General features: G+C 74.0%; 21 protein-coding genes. 13 read left to right on the forward strand and 8 right to left on the reverse strand.

Annotated features, from left to right (window positions below):
• Positions 1 to 26 precede the first annotated feature (26 nt).
• Entirely contained in the window at positions 27 to 1,241 is a 1,215-nt protein-coding gene (locus tag ACPU2J_RS02135) for a nuclear transport factor 2 family protein (protein WP_420081989.1), read from the forward strand.
• A 12-nt stretch (positions 1,242 to 1,253) separates the two neighbouring features.
• Here ACPU2J_RS02135 and ACPU2J_RS02140 read toward each other — a convergent pair whose 3' ends face one another.
• The gene (locus ACPU2J_RS02140; protein WP_420081988.1) at positions 1,254 to 2,114 is read right to left on the reverse strand and encodes an MBL fold metallo-hydrolase; all 861 of its coding nucleotides are present in this window, start codon (positions 2,112 to 2,114) and stop codon (positions 1,254 to 1,256) included.
• Between the two features lie 200 nt (positions 2,115 to 2,314).
• Between ACPU2J_RS02140 and ACPU2J_RS02145 the strand changes: the two genes are divergently transcribed.
• Together ACPU2J_RS02145 and ACPU2J_RS02150 are read left to right on the forward strand one after the other, a co-directional pair.
• Positions 2,315 to 3,940, forward strand: a complete 1,626-nt coding sequence (locus tag ACPU2J_RS02145; protein WP_423832611.1) for an alpha/beta hydrolase — start codon at positions 2,315 to 2,317, stop codon at positions 3,938 to 3,940.
• A 61-nt stretch (positions 3,941 to 4,001) separates the two neighbouring features.
• Positions 4,002 to 4,616: a nucleoside/nucleotide kinase family protein gene (locus ACPU2J_RS02150; RefSeq protein ID WP_423832612.1), complete on the forward strand. Its 615-nt coding sequence runs from the start codon at positions 4,002 to 4,004 to the stop codon at positions 4,614 to 4,616.
• A 40-nt stretch (positions 4,617 to 4,656) separates the two neighbouring features.
• Here the strand turns inward: ACPU2J_RS02150 and ACPU2J_RS02155 are convergent, their stop codons facing one another.
• Positions 4,657 to 4,893, reverse strand: a complete 237-nt coding sequence (locus ACPU2J_RS02155; RefSeq protein ID WP_365492005.1) for a hypothetical protein — start codon at positions 4,891 to 4,893, stop codon at positions 4,657 to 4,659.
• Between the two features lie 170 nt (positions 4,894 to 5,063).
• Between ACPU2J_RS02155 and ACPU2J_RS02160 the strand changes: the two genes are divergently transcribed.
• Genes ACPU2J_RS02160 through ACPU2J_RS02170 form a run of 3 tightly spaced genes read left to right on the forward strand, consistent with a single transcriptional unit; the run spans position 5,064 to position 6,690 of the window.
• A complete protein-coding gene (locus ACPU2J_RS02160) occupies positions 5,064 to 5,492 on the forward strand; it encodes a hypothetical protein (protein ID WP_365492002.1) in 429 nt (142 codons plus the stop codon).
• Positions 5,486 to 5,719, forward strand: coding sequence for a helix-turn-helix transcriptional regulator (locus ACPU2J_RS02165; protein WP_361603055.1), 234 nt, complete (start codon positions 5,486 to 5,488; stop codon positions 5,717 to 5,719). The genes ACPU2J_RS02160 and ACPU2J_RS02165 overlap by 7 nt, the downstream gene beginning before the upstream one ends.
• A gap of 5 nt (positions 5,720 to 5,724) precedes the next feature.
• Entirely contained in the window at positions 5,725 to 6,690 is a 966-nt protein-coding gene (locus ACPU2J_RS02170; protein ID WP_423834919.1) for an NAD(P)-dependent alcohol dehydrogenase, read from the forward strand.
• 159 nt (positions 6,691 to 6,849) lie between these two features.
• Here the strand turns inward: ACPU2J_RS02170 and ACPU2J_RS02175 are convergent, their stop codons facing one another.
• Positions 6,850 to 7,005, reverse strand: coding sequence for a DUF6131 family protein (locus tag ACPU2J_RS02175; protein WP_420081984.1), 156 nt, complete (start codon positions 7,003 to 7,005; stop codon positions 6,850 to 6,852).
• Positions 7,006 to 7,280: 275 nt separating this feature from the next.
• Between ACPU2J_RS02175 and ACPU2J_RS02180 the strand changes: the two genes are divergently transcribed.
• The 6 genes from ACPU2J_RS02180 (at position 7,281) to ACPU2J_RS02205 (ending at position 12,420) form a co-directional block, all read left to right on the forward strand.
• Entirely contained in the window at positions 7,281 to 7,730 is a 450-nt protein-coding gene (locus ACPU2J_RS02180) for an SRPBCC family protein (protein WP_423832613.1), read from the forward strand.
• Between the two features lie 5 nt (positions 7,731 to 7,735).
• The gene (locus ACPU2J_RS02185) at positions 7,736 to 8,560 is read left to right on the forward strand and encodes a DUF1206 domain-containing protein (protein ID WP_420081983.1); all 825 of its coding nucleotides are present in this window, start codon (positions 7,736 to 7,738) and stop codon (positions 8,558 to 8,560) included.
• 76 nt (positions 8,561 to 8,636) lie between these two features.
• On the forward strand, positions 8,637 to 9,182 hold the full coding sequence (locus ACPU2J_RS02190; RefSeq protein WP_420081982.1) for an EF-hand domain-containing protein: 546 nt from the start codon (positions 8,637 to 8,639) through the stop codon (positions 9,180 to 9,182).
• 162 nt (positions 9,183 to 9,344) lie between these two features.
• Positions 9,345 to 9,581, forward strand: a complete 237-nt coding sequence (locus ACPU2J_RS02195; protein WP_361603078.1) for a hypothetical protein — start codon at positions 9,345 to 9,347, stop codon at positions 9,579 to 9,581.
• 50 nt (positions 9,582 to 9,631) lie between these two features.
• Positions 9,632 to 11,890 (forward strand): heavy metal translocating P-type ATPase, encoded by a 2,259-nt coding sequence (locus tag ACPU2J_RS02200; protein WP_423834920.1) that lies wholly within the window; start codon positions 9,632 to 9,634, stop codon positions 11,888 to 11,890.
• Positions 11,887 to 12,420, forward strand: a complete 534-nt coding sequence (locus ACPU2J_RS02205) for a copper chaperone PCu(A)C (RefSeq protein WP_423832614.1) — start codon at positions 11,887 to 11,889, stop codon at positions 12,418 to 12,420. Before ACPU2J_RS02200 ends, ACPU2J_RS02205 begins: the two co-directional genes overlap by 4 nt.
• 38 nt (positions 12,421 to 12,458) lie before the next feature.
• On the opposite strand, the gene ACPU2J_RS02210 is transcribed toward ACPU2J_RS02205, so the two are convergent.
• Positions 12,459 to 13,199, reverse strand: coding sequence for a DUF4328 domain-containing protein (locus tag ACPU2J_RS02210; RefSeq protein WP_420081980.1), 741 nt, complete (start codon positions 13,197 to 13,199; stop codon positions 12,459 to 12,461).
• Between the two features lie 107 nt (positions 13,200 to 13,306).
• A complete protein-coding gene (locus tag ACPU2J_RS02215) occupies positions 13,307 to 13,699 on the reverse strand; it encodes a hypothetical protein (protein ID WP_423832615.1) in 393 nt (130 codons plus the stop codon).
• 198 nt (positions 13,700 to 13,897) lie between these two features.
• Here ACPU2J_RS02215 and ACPU2J_RS02220 point away from each other — a divergent pair, with 198 nt between their 5' ends.
• Positions 13,898 to 14,539, forward strand: a complete 642-nt coding sequence (locus tag ACPU2J_RS02220; RefSeq protein WP_361603093.1) for a GNAT family N-acetyltransferase — start codon at positions 13,898 to 13,900, stop codon at positions 14,537 to 14,539.
• A 398-nt stretch (positions 14,540 to 14,937) separates the two neighbouring features.
• Here the strand turns inward: ACPU2J_RS02220 and ACPU2J_RS02225 are convergent, their stop codons facing one another.
• From ACPU2J_RS02225 to ACPU2J_RS02235, 3 genes are all read right to left on the reverse strand, one after another.
• Positions 14,938 to 15,441, reverse strand: coding sequence for an N-acetyltransferase (locus ACPU2J_RS02225; protein ID WP_423832616.1), 504 nt, complete (start codon positions 15,439 to 15,441; stop codon positions 14,938 to 14,940).
• A 153-nt stretch (positions 15,442 to 15,594) separates the two neighbouring features.
• Positions 15,595 to 16,062 carry a hypothetical protein gene (locus tag ACPU2J_RS02230; RefSeq protein ID WP_420081976.1) on the reverse strand — a complete coding sequence of 156 codons (468 nt, stop codon included), beginning with the start codon at positions 16,060 to 16,062 and terminating at the stop codon, positions 15,595 to 15,597.
• Between the two features lie 341 nt (positions 16,063 to 16,403).
• Positions 16,404 to 17,177, reverse strand: coding sequence for an SDR family NAD(P)-dependent oxidoreductase (locus ACPU2J_RS02235; RefSeq protein WP_420081975.1), 774 nt, complete (start codon positions 17,175 to 17,177; stop codon positions 16,404 to 16,406).
• Between the last annotated feature and the right edge of the window lie 133 nt (positions 17,178 to 17,310).

Here is a 17,310-nt window from a genome sequence, read left to right on the forward strand (position 1 = left end):
GAATTGCGCTTGTCGCAGAGGTGCGGGTGGCCCACCGTGGGGTCATGATCACACCCCGCACCACCGCCGTCCTGGGCCTGGGCCGGATGGGCTCCGCCTTCGCCGCGCGCCTCTCCGGCCACGGCCACCACGTCATCGGCTGGACCCGCTCCGGACGCGCGGCGCCGGACGGCTGCGCCACCGCCGGCGATCCCGCCGGGGCCGTCGCGGCGGCCGACGTCGTCGTCCTGGCGCTGTTCGACGGACGGGCCTGCCGCGAGGTCCTCGACCGCGTCCACGGGGCGCTGCGGCCCGGCGCCGTGGTCCTCAACACCGCCACCATCGCGCCCGCCGAGGCCGCGGAGCTGGCCCGGCGGACCGGCCCGGCGTACGTGCACGCACCGGTGCTCGGCTCGGTGGCCACCGCGGCCTCCGGCGGCCTGGAGATCCTCACGGCGGCGGCTCCCGAGGCCCTGGAGCGGGCCCTGCCGGTCCTGCGGACGCTGGGCGGCGTACGGAGCGTCGCCGACGCGGCCACGGCGGCGGCCCTGAAGCTGGTCGCCAACGCCACCCTCGCCGGTTCCGTCCTCGCCCTGCGCGACGCGTTGCAGCAGGCGGACGCGCTGGGCCTGTCCCGTCCGCAGGTCCTGGACGTGCTCGAACGGGGGCAACTGGGCCGGCTCGTCGGCCGCAAGCGCGCCTTCCTCGGCGCGGGCCCGGACCCGGACTCCGACTCGGGACGGGCGGCGCAGCACGGCCCCGCCGAGTTCACCGTCGGCGCGCTGGCGAAGGACACGGCCCTGCTGGCCGCCGCGTCGCGGCTCCCGCTGCGCAGCGCGGCCGAGCTGGCCGGATCTCCGGCGGGCCCCGACGCGGACATCGCCCTGGCCGCGACCGTCCCCGCGGTGGACGACGCCGTGCTGGCACCGCTGCGCGCGTACGTGCAAGGGCACGCGACCGGGGACCCGGCGCACTTCCGCGCGGCCTTCCTGCCCACCGCGCACGTCGAGGGGGTCCGCGACGGGGCGTTCGTCTCGTGGCGCCTGGACGACTACTGCGCGCTGTTCGACGGGCGGCCGGCCGCGGACGAGGCGGCCCGCTCCCGGCGAGTGGACTCGGTCGACGTGCACGGCACGGTCGCGACCGCGGCCATGACGCTGTGGCACGGGGCCGACACCTTCACCGACGTGTTCCTGCTGGTGCGGACCGGCGACGGCTGGCGCATCGCCAACAAGGCCTACGACCGGAGGCGGGCCGCCTGACCCCCGCCGCCGTCAGTCCCGGTACACCAGGACGAAGCTGCCGCGGGGATGGCTCCCGTGCAGGCCCGCCGTCTCGTCGAGGGCCTCGCGCAGGGCGCGCAGATGGCCGGTGGTGAGCTGCAGCGGGGGTTCGTCCGGCTGGTGGGTGGTGCCGATCGGGTAGTCCCGGCCCTCCGTACCGGTCATCTCGATGTGGCAGCCGAGGACGTGCCGGACAGGGCGGGTGGCGCAGAAGTCCAGCAGCCGGTCGACGGTGGCCGAGTACGCCGCGCGGTCCTCGACGTAGAGGCGCCCGGGGTACAGGGAGTCGCCGGTCAGCAGCAGGCCGGTGTGGCGGTCGTGGAGGACCAGGGCGGCCCGGTGGTGTCCGGGGCCGGGGATCAGGTCGAGCACGCGCCCGCCCAGGTCCAGTTCACCGGTGCGATGGGGCCAGTCGGCGAGGCCGAAGTACTCCGTGACCTCGTCCAGGTTCGGCCCGACGACGGTGGTGCGGGGGCGGTCCGCGAACTGCCCGTCCGCGGCGACGTGGTCGCCGTGCCCGTGGGTGTGGGCCACGACCAGGGCGTATTCGGGCCGCGGATGGCGTTCGAGCCACCGGTCGACGAGCCGGTCGACGGTCTCCCGCAGCGGGAAGTGGGACGGGTCCGCGGTGGCGCCGGTGTCGAGCAGCAGCGCCCGGTCCTCGCCGAAGAGGAGGAAGAGGAACGGGGCTTCGTAGTGCACCGACTTGTTCTGGCGCAGGATCACCGTGTGCTCGGTGTAGGCGTGGACCTGGATCTCCGGGGCCGGGTCGTGCTTCGGCGAGGGCCAGCCCGCGTGCCAGACGACGTCGAGACTGCCGGCGACCGGGGCTCCCCGGAGAAAATCGATCATCCGTCCAACCTACCTCCGCCCTGCGGCCGCCGGTCGCGGGCCGGGGAACGCGGGCGGGAGATTCGCAGCAGGTAGCGCACCCGGCTCGCGCGGGCCCCCGGATCGCGGTTTGGTGGTGTGCAGGAGGCGTGTGTACCGATGCGGCGGCATCGGCCGCCGGACCGGACCGTGCCCCTCGACGTGACGGAGGAGGACGGGCCATGTCCGTACCAGGTCCCACGACACCGGGTCCCACGACCGGCCGCAGGCGCCGTACGGCGGTCCTCACCGCCGCACTGGCCTGCGCGGCGCTGCTCACCGCACCCGCGTCCGCCTCGGCGCTGCCGGCCGCACCGTCCCCGCCGCCCTCACCGGCCCCCTCCCCGGCGCCGTCCGCGACCGTCCCGCGGCTGGACTGGAGCCCCTGCCGGCCCGGCAGCCCGTACGACTGCGCCACGGCGAAGGTGCCCCTGGACCACGCCGAGCCGGCGGGCCGCACCATCGACCTCGCCGTCGTCCGGCGGCAGGCGACCGATCCGGACAGGCGCGTCGGCACCCTGTTCGTGAACCCCGGCGGGCCCGGCGGACCCGGGACCGTCCAGGTCCCGCAGAACTACAACTCCCTCCCGCAGGAGGTGCGCGAACGCTTCGACATCGTCAGCTGGGATCCCCGCGGCATCGGGAACAGCACCGCCGTGAACTGCTTCGACAGCCCGGAGGAGGCCCGCGCCTGGGCGGCCGGGAAGAGCGAGGGCTTCCCGGTGGGCGAGCAGGAGCGGCAGGCCTGGGCCGACGCGTACGAGGACCTCGCGCGGCGGTGCGAGAAGCGCGACCCCGAGCTGCTGCGCCACGTGTCGACCGCCGACACCGCACGCGACCTCGACCTGCTCCGCCGGTCGGTCGGAGAGCCGCAGCTCAACTACCTCGGCGTCTCGTACGGCACGATCCTGGGCGCCACCTACGCCAACCTCTTCCCCGACAAGGTCCGCGCCATGGTCCTCGACAGCAACATCGCGCCGTCGGCCTGGACCGACGCCGCCGAACCGGGCGAGCCGCGCGCGACGACCCAGCTGCGCATGGGCTCGGACCTGTCCGCCGCGGCCACCCTGGACCGCTTCCTGGCCCTGTGCGGGTCCGCCCCGGCCACGCGCTGCGCGTTCTCGGCGGGAAGCCCCCAGGCCACCCGCGACAAGTACGAGCGGCTGATGCGGGAGCTGCGGGAGCGTCCCGTGGGGTCCTGGACGTACGCGCGGACGGTCGCCGACACGGTGAGCGGCCTGTACATCGTCGACCCCGGGTGGAAGAACCTCGCGGCGCGGCTCCAGTCCCTCTCGCAGGGCCGCGTCCCCGAGGACCCCGTGTACCCGCCTCCGCCGCCCGTCGCGGAGCCCGGTCCGTACCTGGGCGAGGAGCAGGCGTCGGCCGTCTGGTGCGCCGACAGCCCCAACCCGAGGGACCCGGCGGCCTACCACCGCCTGGAGGAGGACAGCGCCCGCAGGGCGGGCGACCCCGGACGCTACTGGACCTGGGCGACCGCGCCCTGCGCCGCCTGGCCGGCCGTCGCGGCGGACGGGTACGACGGCCCGTGGAACCGGCCCACCGCGCACCCCGTCCTGGTGATCGGCACCCGGTACGACCCCTCCACCCCGTACTCCGGCTCTCAGGCCATGGTCCGGGAGCTGGCGGACGCACGGCTGCTCACGAACGACGGGTACGGCCACACCGCGCTGTTCAACAACGCCAGCAGCTGCGTCAGCGCGTACGAGACCCGCTACCTCGTCGACGGGACCCTGCCGCCCCCGGGCGCGACCTGCCGTCCCGACCCGGACCGGACGCCCTTCTCCTGAGCCGTCCTCCCCGGGCGCGGGCCGGTGGCGGAGCCGGGCGCCGCGCGGGCAGGATGGGGCGATGGACCGAGCGGAGCTGGAGCGGCGGGCCCGGACCCTGGCGGGGGCGGGCGGGCGGCGGATCCTCGGGATCGCGGGGCCGCCCGGGGCCGGCAAGTCGACGCTGGCCGCTTCCCTGGCGCGGGCCCTCGGCCCCGGGCTCGCGGCCGTCGTACCGATGGACGGCTTCCACCTCGCGCAGGCGGAGCTCGTCCGGCTGGGGCGCGCCGACCGCAAGGGCGCCCCGGACACCTTCGACGCGGCCGGGTACACGGCGCTGCTGCGGCGCCTGCGGGAGCAGCAGGACGGAGTGGTCTACGCCCCCGCTTTCGACCGCTGCCTGGAGGAGCCGGTCGCGGGCAGCGTTCCCGTGGCCGCGGACGTCCCGCTGGTGATCACCGAGGGGAACTACCTGCTGCACGAGGCGGGCGGGTGGGCGGGGGTCCGGCCGCTGCTGGACGAGGTGTGGTTCCTGGCCCCCGACGACGCGCTGCGCGTGGACCGGCTGATCGAGCGTCACGTCCGCCACGGCAGGGAGCGGGAGCGGGCCGCCGCGTGGGTGGCCCGCTCGGACGAGGCGAACGCCCGTCTCGTCGCTCCGGGCGCCGCGCGCGCCGACCTGGTGCTCGGCCCCTGAGCCGATCCGCGGACCGCCGGGGCCCGGCCACGGCGGTCCGCTAGTGCGGCCTCCAGGTGAACTTGCCGCCGCCCACCCACCGGACGCTCTCCGGGTCGTCGAGGTCGTGGACGGTGATACCCGCGCTCGCGGCGACCAGGAGTACGTCGGTCATCGAGGTGGCCACCCCGACCATCTCCCCATCGACTTCCACGATGCGGAACGGCGGGTCGCCCGGCTGGACGGCCAGGACGACGACCCGGGGCGAGGAGATGTACGGGGACGCACTTTCGGTCATGCAGGAACGGTTCCACGTGCGGCCCCGCCGTAGACGCGGCGACACGAACGGACAGCCGATCGGCCCTTCGGGGGCACCCGCCACCACCCGGCCATGTAAAGAAGACTTGACACCATGTCCCGGATGCTTGACATTGAGCGTGTCAGGTTTTCTTTACATGGGGAGCGGTCGTGGCAGTCGAGGAGAAACGCGCGTGGATCATGATCGTGGTCACGCTCGCGTCGTACGGGACGTACCTGGCCGTCGTCCTCGGCCGGGCCGGCGGTGAGCCCCTCACCGAGGTCCCCTACGCGGCCGCCCTGCTCTGGACGGTCGGCGCGGCCATCGTCGCGTCCATCGCGCTGCACATCACCGTCGCGCTCCTCACCCCGGAGGAGGACAGGACCCGCGACCAGCGCGACCGGGAGATCAGCCGCTTCGGCGAGCACGTAGGACAGTCCTTCACCGCGATCGGCGGCGTGGCGGCCCTGGTGCTGGCGATGACCGAGGCGGACCAGTTCTGGATCGCCAACGCCGTCTACCTCGCCTTCGTCCTGTCGGCGCTGCTCGGCTCCATGGCGAAGATCGCCGCCTACCGGGTGGGCTTCCAGACATGGTGAGGCCCACGCAGGTGACGAACTCGATCCGTGCCCTGCGCTTCGCCCACGGCGAGATGACCCAGGCCGAGCTGGCCCGCCGGATCGGGGTGACCCGGCAGACCGTGATCGCCATCGAACAGGGCCGGTACTCGCCCTCCCTGGAGAAGGCCTTCCAGATCGCCCGCGTGTTCGCGGTACCGCTCGACGCGGTGTTCCAGTATTCCGAGACCGAAGGAGAAGAATCGTGAAGGCGATGGTGCAGGACGTGTACGGGCCCCCCGAGGTCCTCCGCCCGGAGGAGACGGACCGGCCGGTCCCGGGCCCCGGCCGCGTGCTCGTGCGGGTCCACGCGGCGGGCGTGGACCAGGGCGTGTGGCACCTGATGGCCGGCATGCCGTACGCGGTGCGCGCCGTCACGGGCCTGCGGGCGCCCCGGGCCCGCATACGCGGCATGGACCTCGCCGGACGGGTGGAGGCGGTCGGCCCCGGCGTCACCCGGTTCCGGCCCGGCGACGAGGTGTACGGCAGCGGCGAGGGGTCGTTCGCCGAGTACGCGTGCGCCAAGGAGGGGGCCCTCGCGCCGAAACCCCGCAACCTCACCTTCGAGCAGGCCGCCGCCGTACCCGTGTCCGGGTGCAGCGCGCTGACGGCCCTGCGGGAGACCGGCCGGGTCCGGCCCGGGCAATCGGTCCTGGTCCTCGGCGCCTCGGGAGGCGTGGGCTCGTTCGCCGTACAGCTGGCCAAGTCCTTCGGGGCGCACGTCACCGGCGTGTGCAGCGCCGGCAAGGCCGACTTCGTACGGTCCCTCGGCGCGGACGAGGTGCTCGACTACGCGGCGCAGGACCCCGTCGACGGAAGCCGCCGCCACGATCTGGTGCTGGACATCGCGGGCAATCGCCCCCTCTCCCGGCTGCGGGGCGCCCTCACCCCGCGCGGGACCCTCGTCATCGTCGGCGGGGAGGGCGGCGGGCGCTGGCTCGGCGGGAACGAAAGGAGCCTGGGGGCGCTGCTGCTGTCGCCGTTCGTCTCCCACCGGCTGCGCCCGCTCACCTCCTTGGTGAAGGCCGCCGACCTGGAGGCCCTCACGGCGCTGCTGGAGGCGGGTTCGGTCTCCCCCGCGGTCCACCGCGGCTACCGGCTGGAGGAGGTCCCGGACGCGATCCGCGACCTCAGGGCGGGCCACGTCCGGGGGAAGGCCGTGATCCTGCTGGAGCCGTGATCCGGCCGGAGACGACGGGACGGGGGTGACAGCGCAACTGGTGTCGCCCCCGTCCCGTCCCCGTCGTCCCGGGCGGAGCCGCTGGCGCGGCCGGAAGGACCGGGCCGGGCGTCACGGAGGCCGGCCGTCAGTGGGGCCGGACGTCAGTGGGGCCGGACGTCAGTAGTAGTGCTTGCGTCCGCCCACCGCGTGGCCCACGGCTCCGAGGATCCAGAGGATGAGCCCGATGACGAGCAGGATGATGCCGATGGTCCAGAGGATCGATATGCCCAGTAGCCAACCGACCACCAGGAGAATGACGCCAAGAACGATCATGACCGTCTCCGATCCGGATCCGTGCGCGGCCAGGACGGGCGTCCGGGCCGGTCGCTGCTTCCTCTCCCGAGAACCCGCGTCTACCCGGTTCCGTCCGCACCATGCAGGCGGCACGCCGACGGAAATCCGGCGGGTGACGCACGTGCTCCGGAGCCACCGGGAGCGGACGGCCGTGCATGGCGTCCCCGACGGCGGGTAGCCGGGCGGTCGAGGCGCCCGACGGCGGCGACCGGCATCACGGGATGCGGGGCCGGCGGGGCGCGGAAGGGATGGGCATGTCGCACGTCGAGGAGTACGTCGAGGTCAACGTCCCCGTACGCACCGCCTACAACCAGTGGACGCAGTTCGAGGACTTCCCCGCCTTCATGGAGGGCGTCGAACGCATCGACCAGCGCACCGACACCCTCACGCACTGGGTGACGAACGTGAACGGTGTGCAGCGGGAGTTCGACGCGCAGATCACCGAACAGCTCCCGGACCAGCGGGTCGCGTGGATGACCGTGGACGGCGAGGCGCGCCAGGCGGGTCTGGTCACCTTCCAGCCGATCGACGCCACGACCACCAAGGTGGTCCTGCACATGAACTGGGTGCCCGAAGGGCTGGCGGAGAACGCCGCCGACAGGCTGGGCTTCGTCAAGCGGCAGGTCGCGGGTGACCTGAAGCGGTTCAAGCTGTTCATCGAGTCGCGCGGGGTGGCGACCGGTTCGTGGCGGGGCGAGGTCTGAGCACGATGACGAGTGTGACCGCGAGCAAGGGGATCCGGGCGGCCGGCCGTGGCGGCCGGGCCCGGGAGATCACGGCGCGCTGCGGCCTGGCGACGCGCGGCGTGCTGTACGTGCTGATCGGAACGCTGGCCCTGCGCGTGGCCTTCGGCGACCCCGGGGCCCAGGAGGCCGACCGCCAGGGCGCCCTCCAGGAGCTCGCGGGCACTCCGTTCGGCGGCGCGCTGATCTGGGCGGTGGGCCTGGGCTTCGTGTGCATGATGCTGTGGCGCCTGTCGGAGGCGCTGACCGGTGCCGCCGGGCCGGACGGCGGCAAGCCGACGAAGCGTCTGGCCGCGGCCGGGAGGACCGTCTTCTACGCCACGGTCGCGTACTCGGTGCTCACGTTCGCGGCGGGCGGCGGCGGAAGCTCCGGGGACGCGCAGTCGCGTGACGTGACGGCGAAGGCGCTCGATCTGCCGGCCGGACAGTTCCTGGTGGGCGCCGCGGGGATCGGGATAGCGGTCGCCGGCGTCGTCATCGGCGTCCAGGCGGCTCGCCGCACCTTCCGCAAGCACCTCTCGATGGGCGGGGTCCCGCAGCACTGGCGCAAGGGGGTCGAGTTCCTGGGGGTGGCGGGCGGCCTGGCCCGCGGTGCCGTGTTCGCGGCGGCCGGCGCCTTCGTCCTGTACGCGGCGGTGCGTTACGACCCGGCGCAGTCCAAGGGGATCGACGACACGCTGAGGTCGTTCACCGGTACCGCGGCCGGTCCGTGGCTGCTGGTGGCGGTGGCCCTGGGACTGGCCCTGTTCGGGGTGTTCTCGTGGGCCCTGGCCCGCTGGCGGGAGGTCTGACGGTCCGTGACGGAGACGGAGGCGGATCGTTCTCGGTGGGAGAAGTCATCACCTTCGAGGGAAGTGGGCGTACGGCGTGGATGTTCTGATCGCGGCCAAGCTGCACAACCGGTTCGCCCTGTTCGACCGTGACGGCGACGGCAGGGTCACCAAGGCGGACTACGACGAGCTCGTACAGCGTCTGACGGAGGCCGCCGGACAGGACAGCGGCTCCCCCGCGGCACGGAAGCTGCAGGCCGAGTACGACGAGAACTGGGCGCGGATGTCGGCCCAGCTCGGGCGGGGCACGGACGCGGAACTCGACGAGGAGGAGTTCGTCACCGCCTGGGACGCCGTGTGCCGGGAGACGGGCTTCGAGAGGACCATCATGGCCATCGTCGACGAGGTGTTCACGGCGATGGACTCCGACGGCGACCAGCACCTGCGGCCGGACGAGTTCACCCGCTGGCTGGGCGCGTACGGCGTGACCGGGGACGCGGCCGCGACCGCCTTCACCCGCCTCGACCGCGACGGCACCGGCCGCATCAGCCGCGACGAGCTCACGCGGGCGTTCAGCGAGTACTTCACCGGGACCGACCCGGAGCTCCCGGGCAACTGGCTCTACGGCCCGCTCCCCCACTGACACCGACCCGCTCCCGCGATCCGGCCCCGCGCCGGATCCGGACGGAAAATCCGCGGGAACTTCCTGCGCCCCCGGCACGACCACCTCCCCGGAGGGAGTGCCACCGCCCGTCTCACCGGCACCTCGTCCGCCTGGAACCGAGTACGAGAATCCGGAGTGACGATGACGGACCGGCCCGAGTCCCCGCCCCCCGCGCCCACCGCCCTGCTGCGGTGGGCGCCGCCACCGGCCCTGGCCGGCTTCCTGGTGCTCCTCGCCCTGCTGTTCGGCGGGGCGTACGGGGTGGGCTCGCTGGCCGGCCCGGTGGCTCCCGGCATGCACGCGACGGACCCCGCAGGACCCGCGTTCGACGGCGAGCTGCGGCCGCACGGTCACACCGGCACGGGGGCCGGACGGTGAGCGCCGGGGGGACCGGCGTTCAGGAGTCCACGGACCTGGTCGTCGGCGGCATGACCTGCGCCGCCTGTGTGAGCAGGGTCGAGAAGCGGCTGGCCCGGATCGACGGGGTGAGCGCCACCGTCAACCTCGCCACCGGGCGGGCCAGGGTCAGCCATCCCGCGGAGATCACCGCGGAGGACCTCGTCGCGGCGATCGAGAAGGCGGGCTACAGCGCGGAACTGCCCGCCCCGCCCCGCGCCGGGGAGGTGCGCGCTCCGGCGGAGGAGGCCGAGGAGCCCGCGGTCCGCGAGGCGCGCGAGAGGCTGATCGTCACCGCGCTGCTGTCGGTGCCGGTCCTGGTGCTGTCGATGGTCCCCGTCCTGCAGTTCCGCAACTGGCAGTGGCTGTGCTTCGTGCTGGCGGCGCCGGTCGCCGTCTGGGGCGCGTGGCCGTTCCACGTCCGGGCCGTGCGCGGGCTGCGCCACGCGGCCGCGACGATGGACACCCTGGTCTCCCTCGGCGTGGCCGCTTCCTTCTCCTGGTCGGCGTACGCGCTGTTCCTCGGCGGGGCGGGCGACCCGGGGATGCGGATGCCGTTCACCCTGCTGCCCACGGCCGGCGGGGACGTCGCGCACGTGTACCTGGAAGCGGCCGTCGGCGTGCCGCTGTTCGTGCTGACCGGCCGGTTCCTGGAGTCCCGGGCGCGGCGCGGCACCGGCGAGGCTCTGCGGTCGCTGGCCGGACTGGCCGTCAAGGACGTGACGGTGCGGGAGGACGGCGTCGAGCGGCTCGTCCCCGTGGAACGGCTGCGGGTGGGGCAGGAGTTCGTCGTGCGGCCCGGCGAACGGGTCGCGACGGACGGGGTGGTGGCCTCGGGGAGTTCGGCCGTCGACCTGTCCCTGGTGACGGGCGAGAGCGAGCCGGTCGAGGTCGGTCCCGGACGGCCGGTGGTGGGCGGCGCCGTCAACTCCGGCGGCCTGCTCGTCGTACGGGCCGCGGCGGTGGGTGCGGACACCCAGCTCGCCCGGATCACCCGCATGGTCACGGAGGCGCAGGCCGGGAAGGCCCGCGCGCAGCGCGTGGCGGACACGGTGGCGGGTGTGTTCGTGCCGGTGGTGCTGGCCCTCGCGGTCACGGTCCTCGGCTTCTGGCTCGGCGCCGGGGCGGATCCGCAGGCGGCGGTCACGGCGTGCGTGGCGATCCTGGTCGTGGCCTGCCCGTGCGCGCTCGGGCTGGCGACGCCGACCGCGCTGATGGCGGCGACGGGCCGGGGGGCGCAGCTGGGTGTGCTGGTCGGCGGGCCCCGGGCGCTGGAGACGCTGCGTCACGTCGACACCGTGGTCCTGGACAAGACGGGCACGCTGACCGCCGGCCGTATGACCGTGGCCCGGGTGACGGCCGTGGCCGACGGGATCGGGGCGGAAGAGGCGCTGTGGCTGGCGGCCGGGGTGGAGCAGGGCTCCGAACACCCGCTGGGCCGGGCGGTGTTCGCCCACGGGCGGCAGCAGCTGCCCCACCGTCCGGCGGCGGCGGTGAGCGGCTTCCGGGCGACGGCCGGGGTCGGGGTGACCGGGGTGGTGGACGGTCGCCGTGTCGAGGTACGGGCCGCGGGGGCCGATCTGCACCCGTCCCTGGACCGGGCGCTGGCCGACGCCGAGGCGGCGGCGCACACGCCGGTCCTGGTCCGGGTGGACGGCGCCGACCAGGCCCTGATCGCGGTGGGCGACGTGCTGCGCCCCGGCAGCTACCGCGCCGTGGACCGGCTGCGGCGGCTGGGCGTGGAGCCGGTCCTCGCCACCGGCGACCGCGAGGCGACGGCGGTGCGGGTGGCCGCGCAGCTCGGCATCACCGAGGTGCACGCCGGCTGCTCGCCCGAGGACAAGGCGCGGCTGGTGGCGGACCTGCGGGAGCGGGGCCGCCGGGTCGCGGTGATCGGCGACGGGGTCAACGACGCGGGCGCCCTGGCCGGGGCCGACCTCGGCATCGCGATGGGCAGTGGCACGGACGCGGCGATCGGCGCGGCCGACGTCACGCTGGTGCGCGGCGACATCGAGGCGGTCGCGGACGCCGTGCAGCTGGCCGGGCGCACGCTGGCGACGATCCGTACGAACCTCGTCTGGGCCTTCGGCTACAACGTGGTGACGGTGCCGCTGGCCGCGGTGGGATGGCTGAACCCGATGGTCGCGGCCGCGGCGATGTCCGTCAGCTCCCTGCTGGTGGTGGGCAACAGCCTCCGATTGCGGGCCTGGCATCCGTCGCCACCGTCCGGCCGGCCGGGGAAGAGGTTCCGGGCCGGGACGGAGCTCGGAGCGGGAGGTGCGGCGCGATGAACGGATCGGGTGTGGTGCGGAACGACAGCGGCTGGTGGCCGTCGCGCCGGCGGATGCGCGAGGCGATACCGTCGGTGCTCGCGCCGCTCGTCGCGTGCTCGGTGGCGCTGGCAGGCCTGACCGTGTGGACCGCCTCGGGCGCGGCGGGGGGCCCGCCGCAGATCGCCGTCGCCAACGGCCGGGTGTTCCTGCCCTACGGCAACAGCACGGACACGGCCGCCTTCTTCGACGTCACCAACATCGGCCGCGGGGAGGACCGGTTGACGAAGGTGACCTCCCCGTCCCCGTCGGTCGAGAGGGTGATGCTGAGCCGGCACGAGAGCTCCGGGCGCGGCGCCGACGCCATGCGGATAACGGCTTCGGCGGCCGTGCCCGCGGGCGGCACCCTGGCGATGTCGCCCTTCGACGTGAGCGTCATGATGCGGGTGACGAGCGAGTGGGAGGCGGGCGAGATCGTGCCCTTCGTCCTCCACTTCCGCCACAGCCCGCCGGTCGAGGTGGTAGCGGTGGTGGTCCGGCCCGGCAGCTGACCGCGGCCGCCCCGGCCGGCCGCCGACGGGCCTCCGGGTCAGTCGGGCAGCCGTTGCGCCATCGGGACGGGGGTCTCGGCGACGCCGCGGGGTCCCTGCGCGATCCGCGCGTGCTGCAGGGCCGTCAGCCTGCGGACGTAGACGACGGCGAGGACGGCCGCGACGATGTCGACGACGTCGCCGACCAGGACCGTCGTGGCCGCGTCGCGCACCTCCTCGAGGCTTTCGGCACCGCCGTAGGACCGGCCCCCGTACCAGGCGACGACCTTGGACAGGACGAAGGACCCCCACCACAGGTTGACCGGCATCAGGGGGAGCCGCCCGGCGGCCCGTCCCCCGTCGCCGGCGAGCGGCGTGCTCGACCCCCAGGTGGCCACGGCGATCCGGTACGGCAGCCAGAAGTTGGCGAGCGGCACGAACCAGCCGCCGATCGCCCAGCCGGGCCGGAGCCGGTCCGCCCCCGGGGCGAAGGCCTCGGCGTTCGTGCGGGTGCGGTGGAACCAGACGACGAACACGATCCCCGTCAGGATCGCGATCCGGCGCTGATGCGTACCGGCCCGGTCCATGAGGCCGTAGCCGCGTTCCAGGTCGGCGTACACGGCCGCGGACGGGTCCGCGAGGGCCCGGTCCGCGAGCGCGCGGACGTTCCAGTCGGCGTACACGGCGTACGCGTCGAAGCCGATGACGAGCGCGAACAGCGCGGTGAGCGCGATCGCCAGGCCGACGGGCGCGCTCAGCCGCGCGCCCTTCCCCTCGGGCACGGCAGGAACTGCGGGCATGCTGGGGACCCCCCATGGGTCGTCGAGGACGAGGAGGCGCGCCGGACGGCGGGCCAGGGGGGAACCTATGTCGTCCCGTCACCTCCTGTCACCTCCCTTTTCCCAGGTCAGACCCCACACCAGGGCACCCGGCAGGTGTGCGGGGCCGTTCCCTGCGGGCAGAGCGTGGCGAGCACCCTCCGGCGGATCGCCCGCCAGGTCCGGCGGGAGCATTCCAGCCGGACGCGCAGCTCGACCGCTTCGCGTCCTCCGCTGTCCTCACCGGGGTGTTCGAAGGCCCACTGCTCCGCCAGGTCCTCGTAGAGCTCGGCCGTCGCCCGGCCGCTGTGGGGGTACGTGCGGACGGTGTCCACGGCGACGATCCGGGCGCGGCGGCCCTCGGCGGCCCGGGCGACGAGTCCCTCCACCCATGCCAGCCCCTGCGGATCCGCGTACAGCCCGAACCGCATCGCCCGGATCCTCGGGCGGGTGGCCGGTCGGTGCATCAGATGCGTCTGCATGCCCCCAGCCTCGCCCCTCCCCCCACGGGAGACGCAAGCGGATTTCTGGGACTCCCGGCAGGACCGGGGAGGGTGAGCCGGGCCCCCCGGACGGCCGCCCACCCGGCGAGCCCTATAGTTAGGGCACCCTAACCCGGGCACCGCACGGGTCGCCTCCCGTGCCCGCTGCCGTGCCTCCGAACAGAAACCGGAACCCGTATGAGACCCGAGTCCACCGCCCTCGTCTCCCCGCGCGCGGACGTCATGACCGAGACCGTCGAAGGCTTCGGCACCGTCCGGTTCACGCCGGTCGACCCCGCCGCGGACTCCGCCGTGCTGCACTCCTGGGTGCTGGAGGAGCGTGCGCAGTTCTGGGGCATGAACGGCATCAGCCGGGAACTGGTCCAGGAGATCTACGAGGACGTGGACCGCCGCGACACCCACCACGCCTTCATGGTGCGGTTGGACGACGAACCGGTGGCGCTGTTCCAGACCTACGAGCCGGAGGCCGACCGCGTCAGCGAGTGCTACGAGGTGCGCGAGGGCGACATCGGCGTCCACCTGATGCTGGCCCCGGTGCAGGGCCGGCCGCGTCCCGGGTTCAGCAGGACGCTGATCGGCTCGCTGCTCCGGTTCACCTTCCGCGACCCGGCGGTCCTGCGCGCGGTGGGCGAGCCCGACGCCCGCAACGCCAAGGCCCTCGCCCTGTCGAGCAGGCTCGGCTTCGTGCATCAGGGCGAGATCACCCTGCCGGAGATCGACCTGCCCGAGGTGTACCTCCCGGAGAAACGCGCCGTGCTCGCGTTCCTCGACCGGCCCGCGGTGCTCCCGCCGCCGGTGGCGGTCCTGCCGCAGGCCTGATCCGGGCCCCCGCCGCGGAAGCTCCGTGATCGAGCGGTGCGCGGTGGCGTCGGTCCTGGGAATGCCGGAGGGGCGGGAGAGCAACCGGCGGCCCCTGTTCCCTCGACCTTCGTCGGCGTCGCGTCAAGGCCCGGCTCCACCGCGATCTCCTTGGCCCGAAGCGGGCCGCGACCCGTGGATCGCCGCCGTTCCAGCAGCCGGTGTAGCCGCCGTCGGCCCTCACGAGGGTGACGTCGTGGTGCAGACGGCGCAGCCGCATCAGCAGGACCGCCGCGGCCTCCCGGTCGCCGATGTTCCACTCCGCGTCCGTCATGTCCGACGGAAGCCGGCGCACCCGGTCCGGAGGGCCGGCCGCGTTGTCGTGCGCGTGCGCGAGGCAACCGCACGACAACGACCGCTTACGTGTCGGGATGCTCCGGCAGGGCGAGCCAGTCCGACCAGGAGATCTCGCGGCCGAGGAAGCGCGGCTGCTCGAACGGCCAGTCGGCGGCGATCCACTGCGGCACCAGCGCGTCGAGGGCCTGCTCGACCTTGCTGCCCACCAGCTCGTCCACCACCCACCAGGAGATCTCGCCGTCCGCGCCGGCCTTCTCCGGTGGGTCGATGTAGACACAGCCGAGCAGAGCTGTCTCCGCCGCGTCGAACAGCGCGTAGTTGAAGGACTGGTGTGCGGCGATCTCCTTCTCGTGCCGCAACAGGTCGGCCTGGTCGGCCTCGTAGGTCATGGTGGCTGCGGGCCAGCCCCAGGCCGGGCCGAAGATGGTCCACAGCCGCTCGCGCGAACCCATCACAGCCGGATAGTCGAGCGGGGTGTCAGCCTCCCGGATCGGCCGCAGGTGATGGCCACCGCCCGGCAGCGGTATCAGGACAGGGTGGACGAAGTCATCGGGAAGCCAGCTCATGGCGCCCGACCGTAGCAGCCCGCGGCCGTCCCCTCCCCTGGATTTTCCCCGTGTACCGCCAGCCCCTGCTCCCATACCGGGCAGGGCCCGCGATCACCTGACCGAGACTCCCGTTCGATCGACAGACTCCATGATCGGTACGGCAGCGGCCTCTCAGCCCTGACGACGGTGCTGGGGGCGCTGGGGGCGGCGGGCCTTGCGGGCCGTGGAGGGCTCAGGAGAGGCCTCGGGCGAGGAGAACCCGCCCGGGACCGCGGCCCTGGGGGCCGGCGGCACGCCGACGGCCCCCTGCGGCGCCGGGGCCGCGGCGGCGGGGCTTCCCGTGGCGAGGACGGTGGTGTGCGGGATCTGCCGGGCGCAGGCCTGGCACACCTCCGCCAGCGTCCACACCTGGCCGACCGCGGGGTTGTGGACGAGGACCAGCAGGGCGGAACCGCCGCACGGGACGCGTGCCTCGTGCAGCGCGCACTGCGCGCCGCCGCAGCTGCAGTCGGCGTTGGGGCGGACCCCGGCGAGCCGGGCGTGGGCCCTGGCGTGGTCCGCGGCGAAGCGCCGCATGCCCGTGGTGTCCTTGGAGCGGGCCGGCATCCGGCACGCCGCGGTGCTGCAGGAGACGGACACGGTGTGATCGGCGTGGCCGGTGAGTCGGACCGTCCAGGTCCGTCCCGGCACACGCGATCCGGGCAAGGCGGTCAAATCGGGGTTCCAATCGTCGTGGTGCACCGAGTGGGGCAGATGCGCGCGGGCGGTGCCGCCCGACGCGTCCGCGAGCCGGGCACGAACACCTCGTGGGGACGTCGTGGCCCGGTGCGGGTCCGGGCGGCGCGGGAGCTCCGTGCCGCCGGGCCGTGGGCCGGGGGTGGTCTGCCTCATGGACTTTGTCGCATCTCCGGCGGGCCCCGTCAAGCGTCGGCGGGTTCCGCGAGCCCCGATGTCGGCCCCCGGCGGCCGGCCCGGCCGGCCTACAGCCCGTAGCCCCCGGAGACCTCGATGTTCTGCGCGGTGACCCACCGGCTCTCGTCGCCGACGAGTACGGCGATCATTTCTCCGATGTCGTCGGGTTCTCCGACGCGGCCGAAGGCGGTGCGGGCGGCCAGCTCCGGGATGACCTCGGGGAACCGGGTGAAGGCGTCGTCGGAGAGGCGGGTGCGGGTGGCGCCGGGAGAGACGGCGTTGACGCGGATGCCCCGGGGGCTGAACTCCTTCGCCATGTAGCCGGTCAGCACGTTCAGGGCGCCCTTCATCGCCGCGTACGCGGAGTAGCCGGGCTCGGGGGCGGCCGTGGTCGCCGAGTTGCTGCTGACGTTGACGACGGCGCCGCCGTCGGCCAGCAGCGGCAGGAGACGCTGGGTCAGGAAGTAGGGGCCCTTGAGGAGGACGCTCGCCAGCCGGTCGAAGTCCTCCTCGGCCATGTCCGCGATCGGTGCGGCGTGGGCGAAACCGGCATTGTTGACCAGGAAGTCGAACGTCTCGCGGCCCCAGGTGTCGTGGAGGGCCAGGGCGACGGCGTCGCGGAAGGACCCGAAGCCGGCACTGTCCCCGAGGTCCAGGTGCAGGGCGACCGCGCTGCCACCCGCCGTGCGGATGGTGTCCACGGTGTCCTGCGCGCCCTGCGGGTTGCTGCCGTAGGTGAGGATCACCCCGATGCCGCGTTCCGCGATGCGTACGGCGGCGCTCCGGCCGATTCCGGAGCTGGCGCCGGTGACGACGGCGACCTTCATGACTGTCCTCCACACGTCGAAAGGGTGGGTCCCGCAGTGGACCGCAGTGGACCCGGTGGGAATCCGGTGGGATCCGATGTATCCATGGGACCCGTCCGACCTGCGAAGACGTAGCACGATCCGGTCGGGGACCTGCACGATCCTCCCG

The organism is Streptomyces manipurensis (assembly GCF_049570255.1).
GTDB lineage: Bacteria > Actinomycetota > Actinomycetes > Streptomycetales > Streptomycetaceae > Streptomyces > Streptomyces manipurensis.

Excerpts from the sequence above, each read along its gene's own strand:
- ACPU2J_RS02140 (WP_420081988.1), bottom strand. The coding sequence starts at position 2,114 with ATGATCGATTTTCTCCGGGGAGCCCCGGTCGCCGGCAGTCTCGACGTC.
- ACPU2J_RS02145 (WP_423832611.1), top strand. The coding sequence starts at position 2,315 with ATGTCCGTACCAGGTCCCACGACACCGGGTCCCACGACCGGCCGCAGG.
- ACPU2J_RS02150 (WP_423832612.1), top strand. The coding sequence starts at position 4,002 with ATGGACCGAGCGGAGCTGGAGCGGCGGGCCCGGACCCTGGCGGGGGCG.
- ACPU2J_RS02155 (WP_365492005.1), bottom strand. The coding sequence starts at position 4,893 with ATGACCGAAAGTGCGTCCCCGTACATCTCCTCGCCCCGGGTCGTCGTC.
- ACPU2J_RS02165 (WP_361603055.1), top strand. The coding sequence starts at position 5,486 with ATGGTGAGGCCCACGCAGGTGACGAACTCGATCCGTGCCCTGCGCTTC.
- ACPU2J_RS02170 (WP_423834919.1), top strand. The coding sequence starts at position 5,725 with ATGGTGCAGGACGTGTACGGGCCCCCCGAGGTCCTCCGCCCGGAGGAG.
- ACPU2J_RS02175 (WP_420081984.1), bottom strand. The coding sequence starts at position 7,005 with ATGATCGTTCTTGGCGTCATTCTCCTGGTGGTCGGTTGGCTACTGGGC.
- ACPU2J_RS02180 (WP_423832613.1), top strand. The coding sequence starts at position 7,281 with ATGTCGCACGTCGAGGAGTACGTCGAGGTCAACGTCCCCGTACGCACC.
- ACPU2J_RS02185 (WP_420081983.1), top strand. The coding sequence starts at position 7,736 with ATGACGAGTGTGACCGCGAGCAAGGGGATCCGGGCGGCCGGCCGTGGC.
- ACPU2J_RS02195 (WP_361603078.1), top strand. The coding sequence starts at position 9,345 with ATGACGGACCGGCCCGAGTCCCCGCCCCCCGCGCCCACCGCCCTGCTG.
- ACPU2J_RS02200 (WP_423834920.1), top strand. The coding sequence starts at position 9,632 with ATGACCTGCGCCGCCTGTGTGAGCAGGGTCGAGAAGCGGCTGGCCCGG.
- ACPU2J_RS02205 (WP_423832614.1), top strand. The coding sequence starts at position 11,887 with ATGAACGGATCGGGTGTGGTGCGGAACGACAGCGGCTGGTGGCCGTCG.
- ACPU2J_RS02210 (WP_420081980.1), bottom strand. The coding sequence starts at position 13,199 with ATGCCCGCAGTTCCTGCCGTGCCCGAGGGGAAGGGCGCGCGGCTGAGC.
- ACPU2J_RS02215 (WP_423832615.1), bottom strand. The coding sequence starts at position 13,699 with ATGCAGACGCATCTGATGCACCGACCGGCCACCCGCCCGAGGATCCGG.
- ACPU2J_RS02220 (WP_361603093.1), top strand. The coding sequence starts at position 13,898 with ATGAGACCCGAGTCCACCGCCCTCGTCTCCCCGCGCGCGGACGTCATG.
- ACPU2J_RS02225 (WP_423832616.1), bottom strand. The coding sequence starts at position 15,441 with ATGAGCTGGCTTCCCGATGACTTCGTCCACCCTGTCCTGATACCGCTG.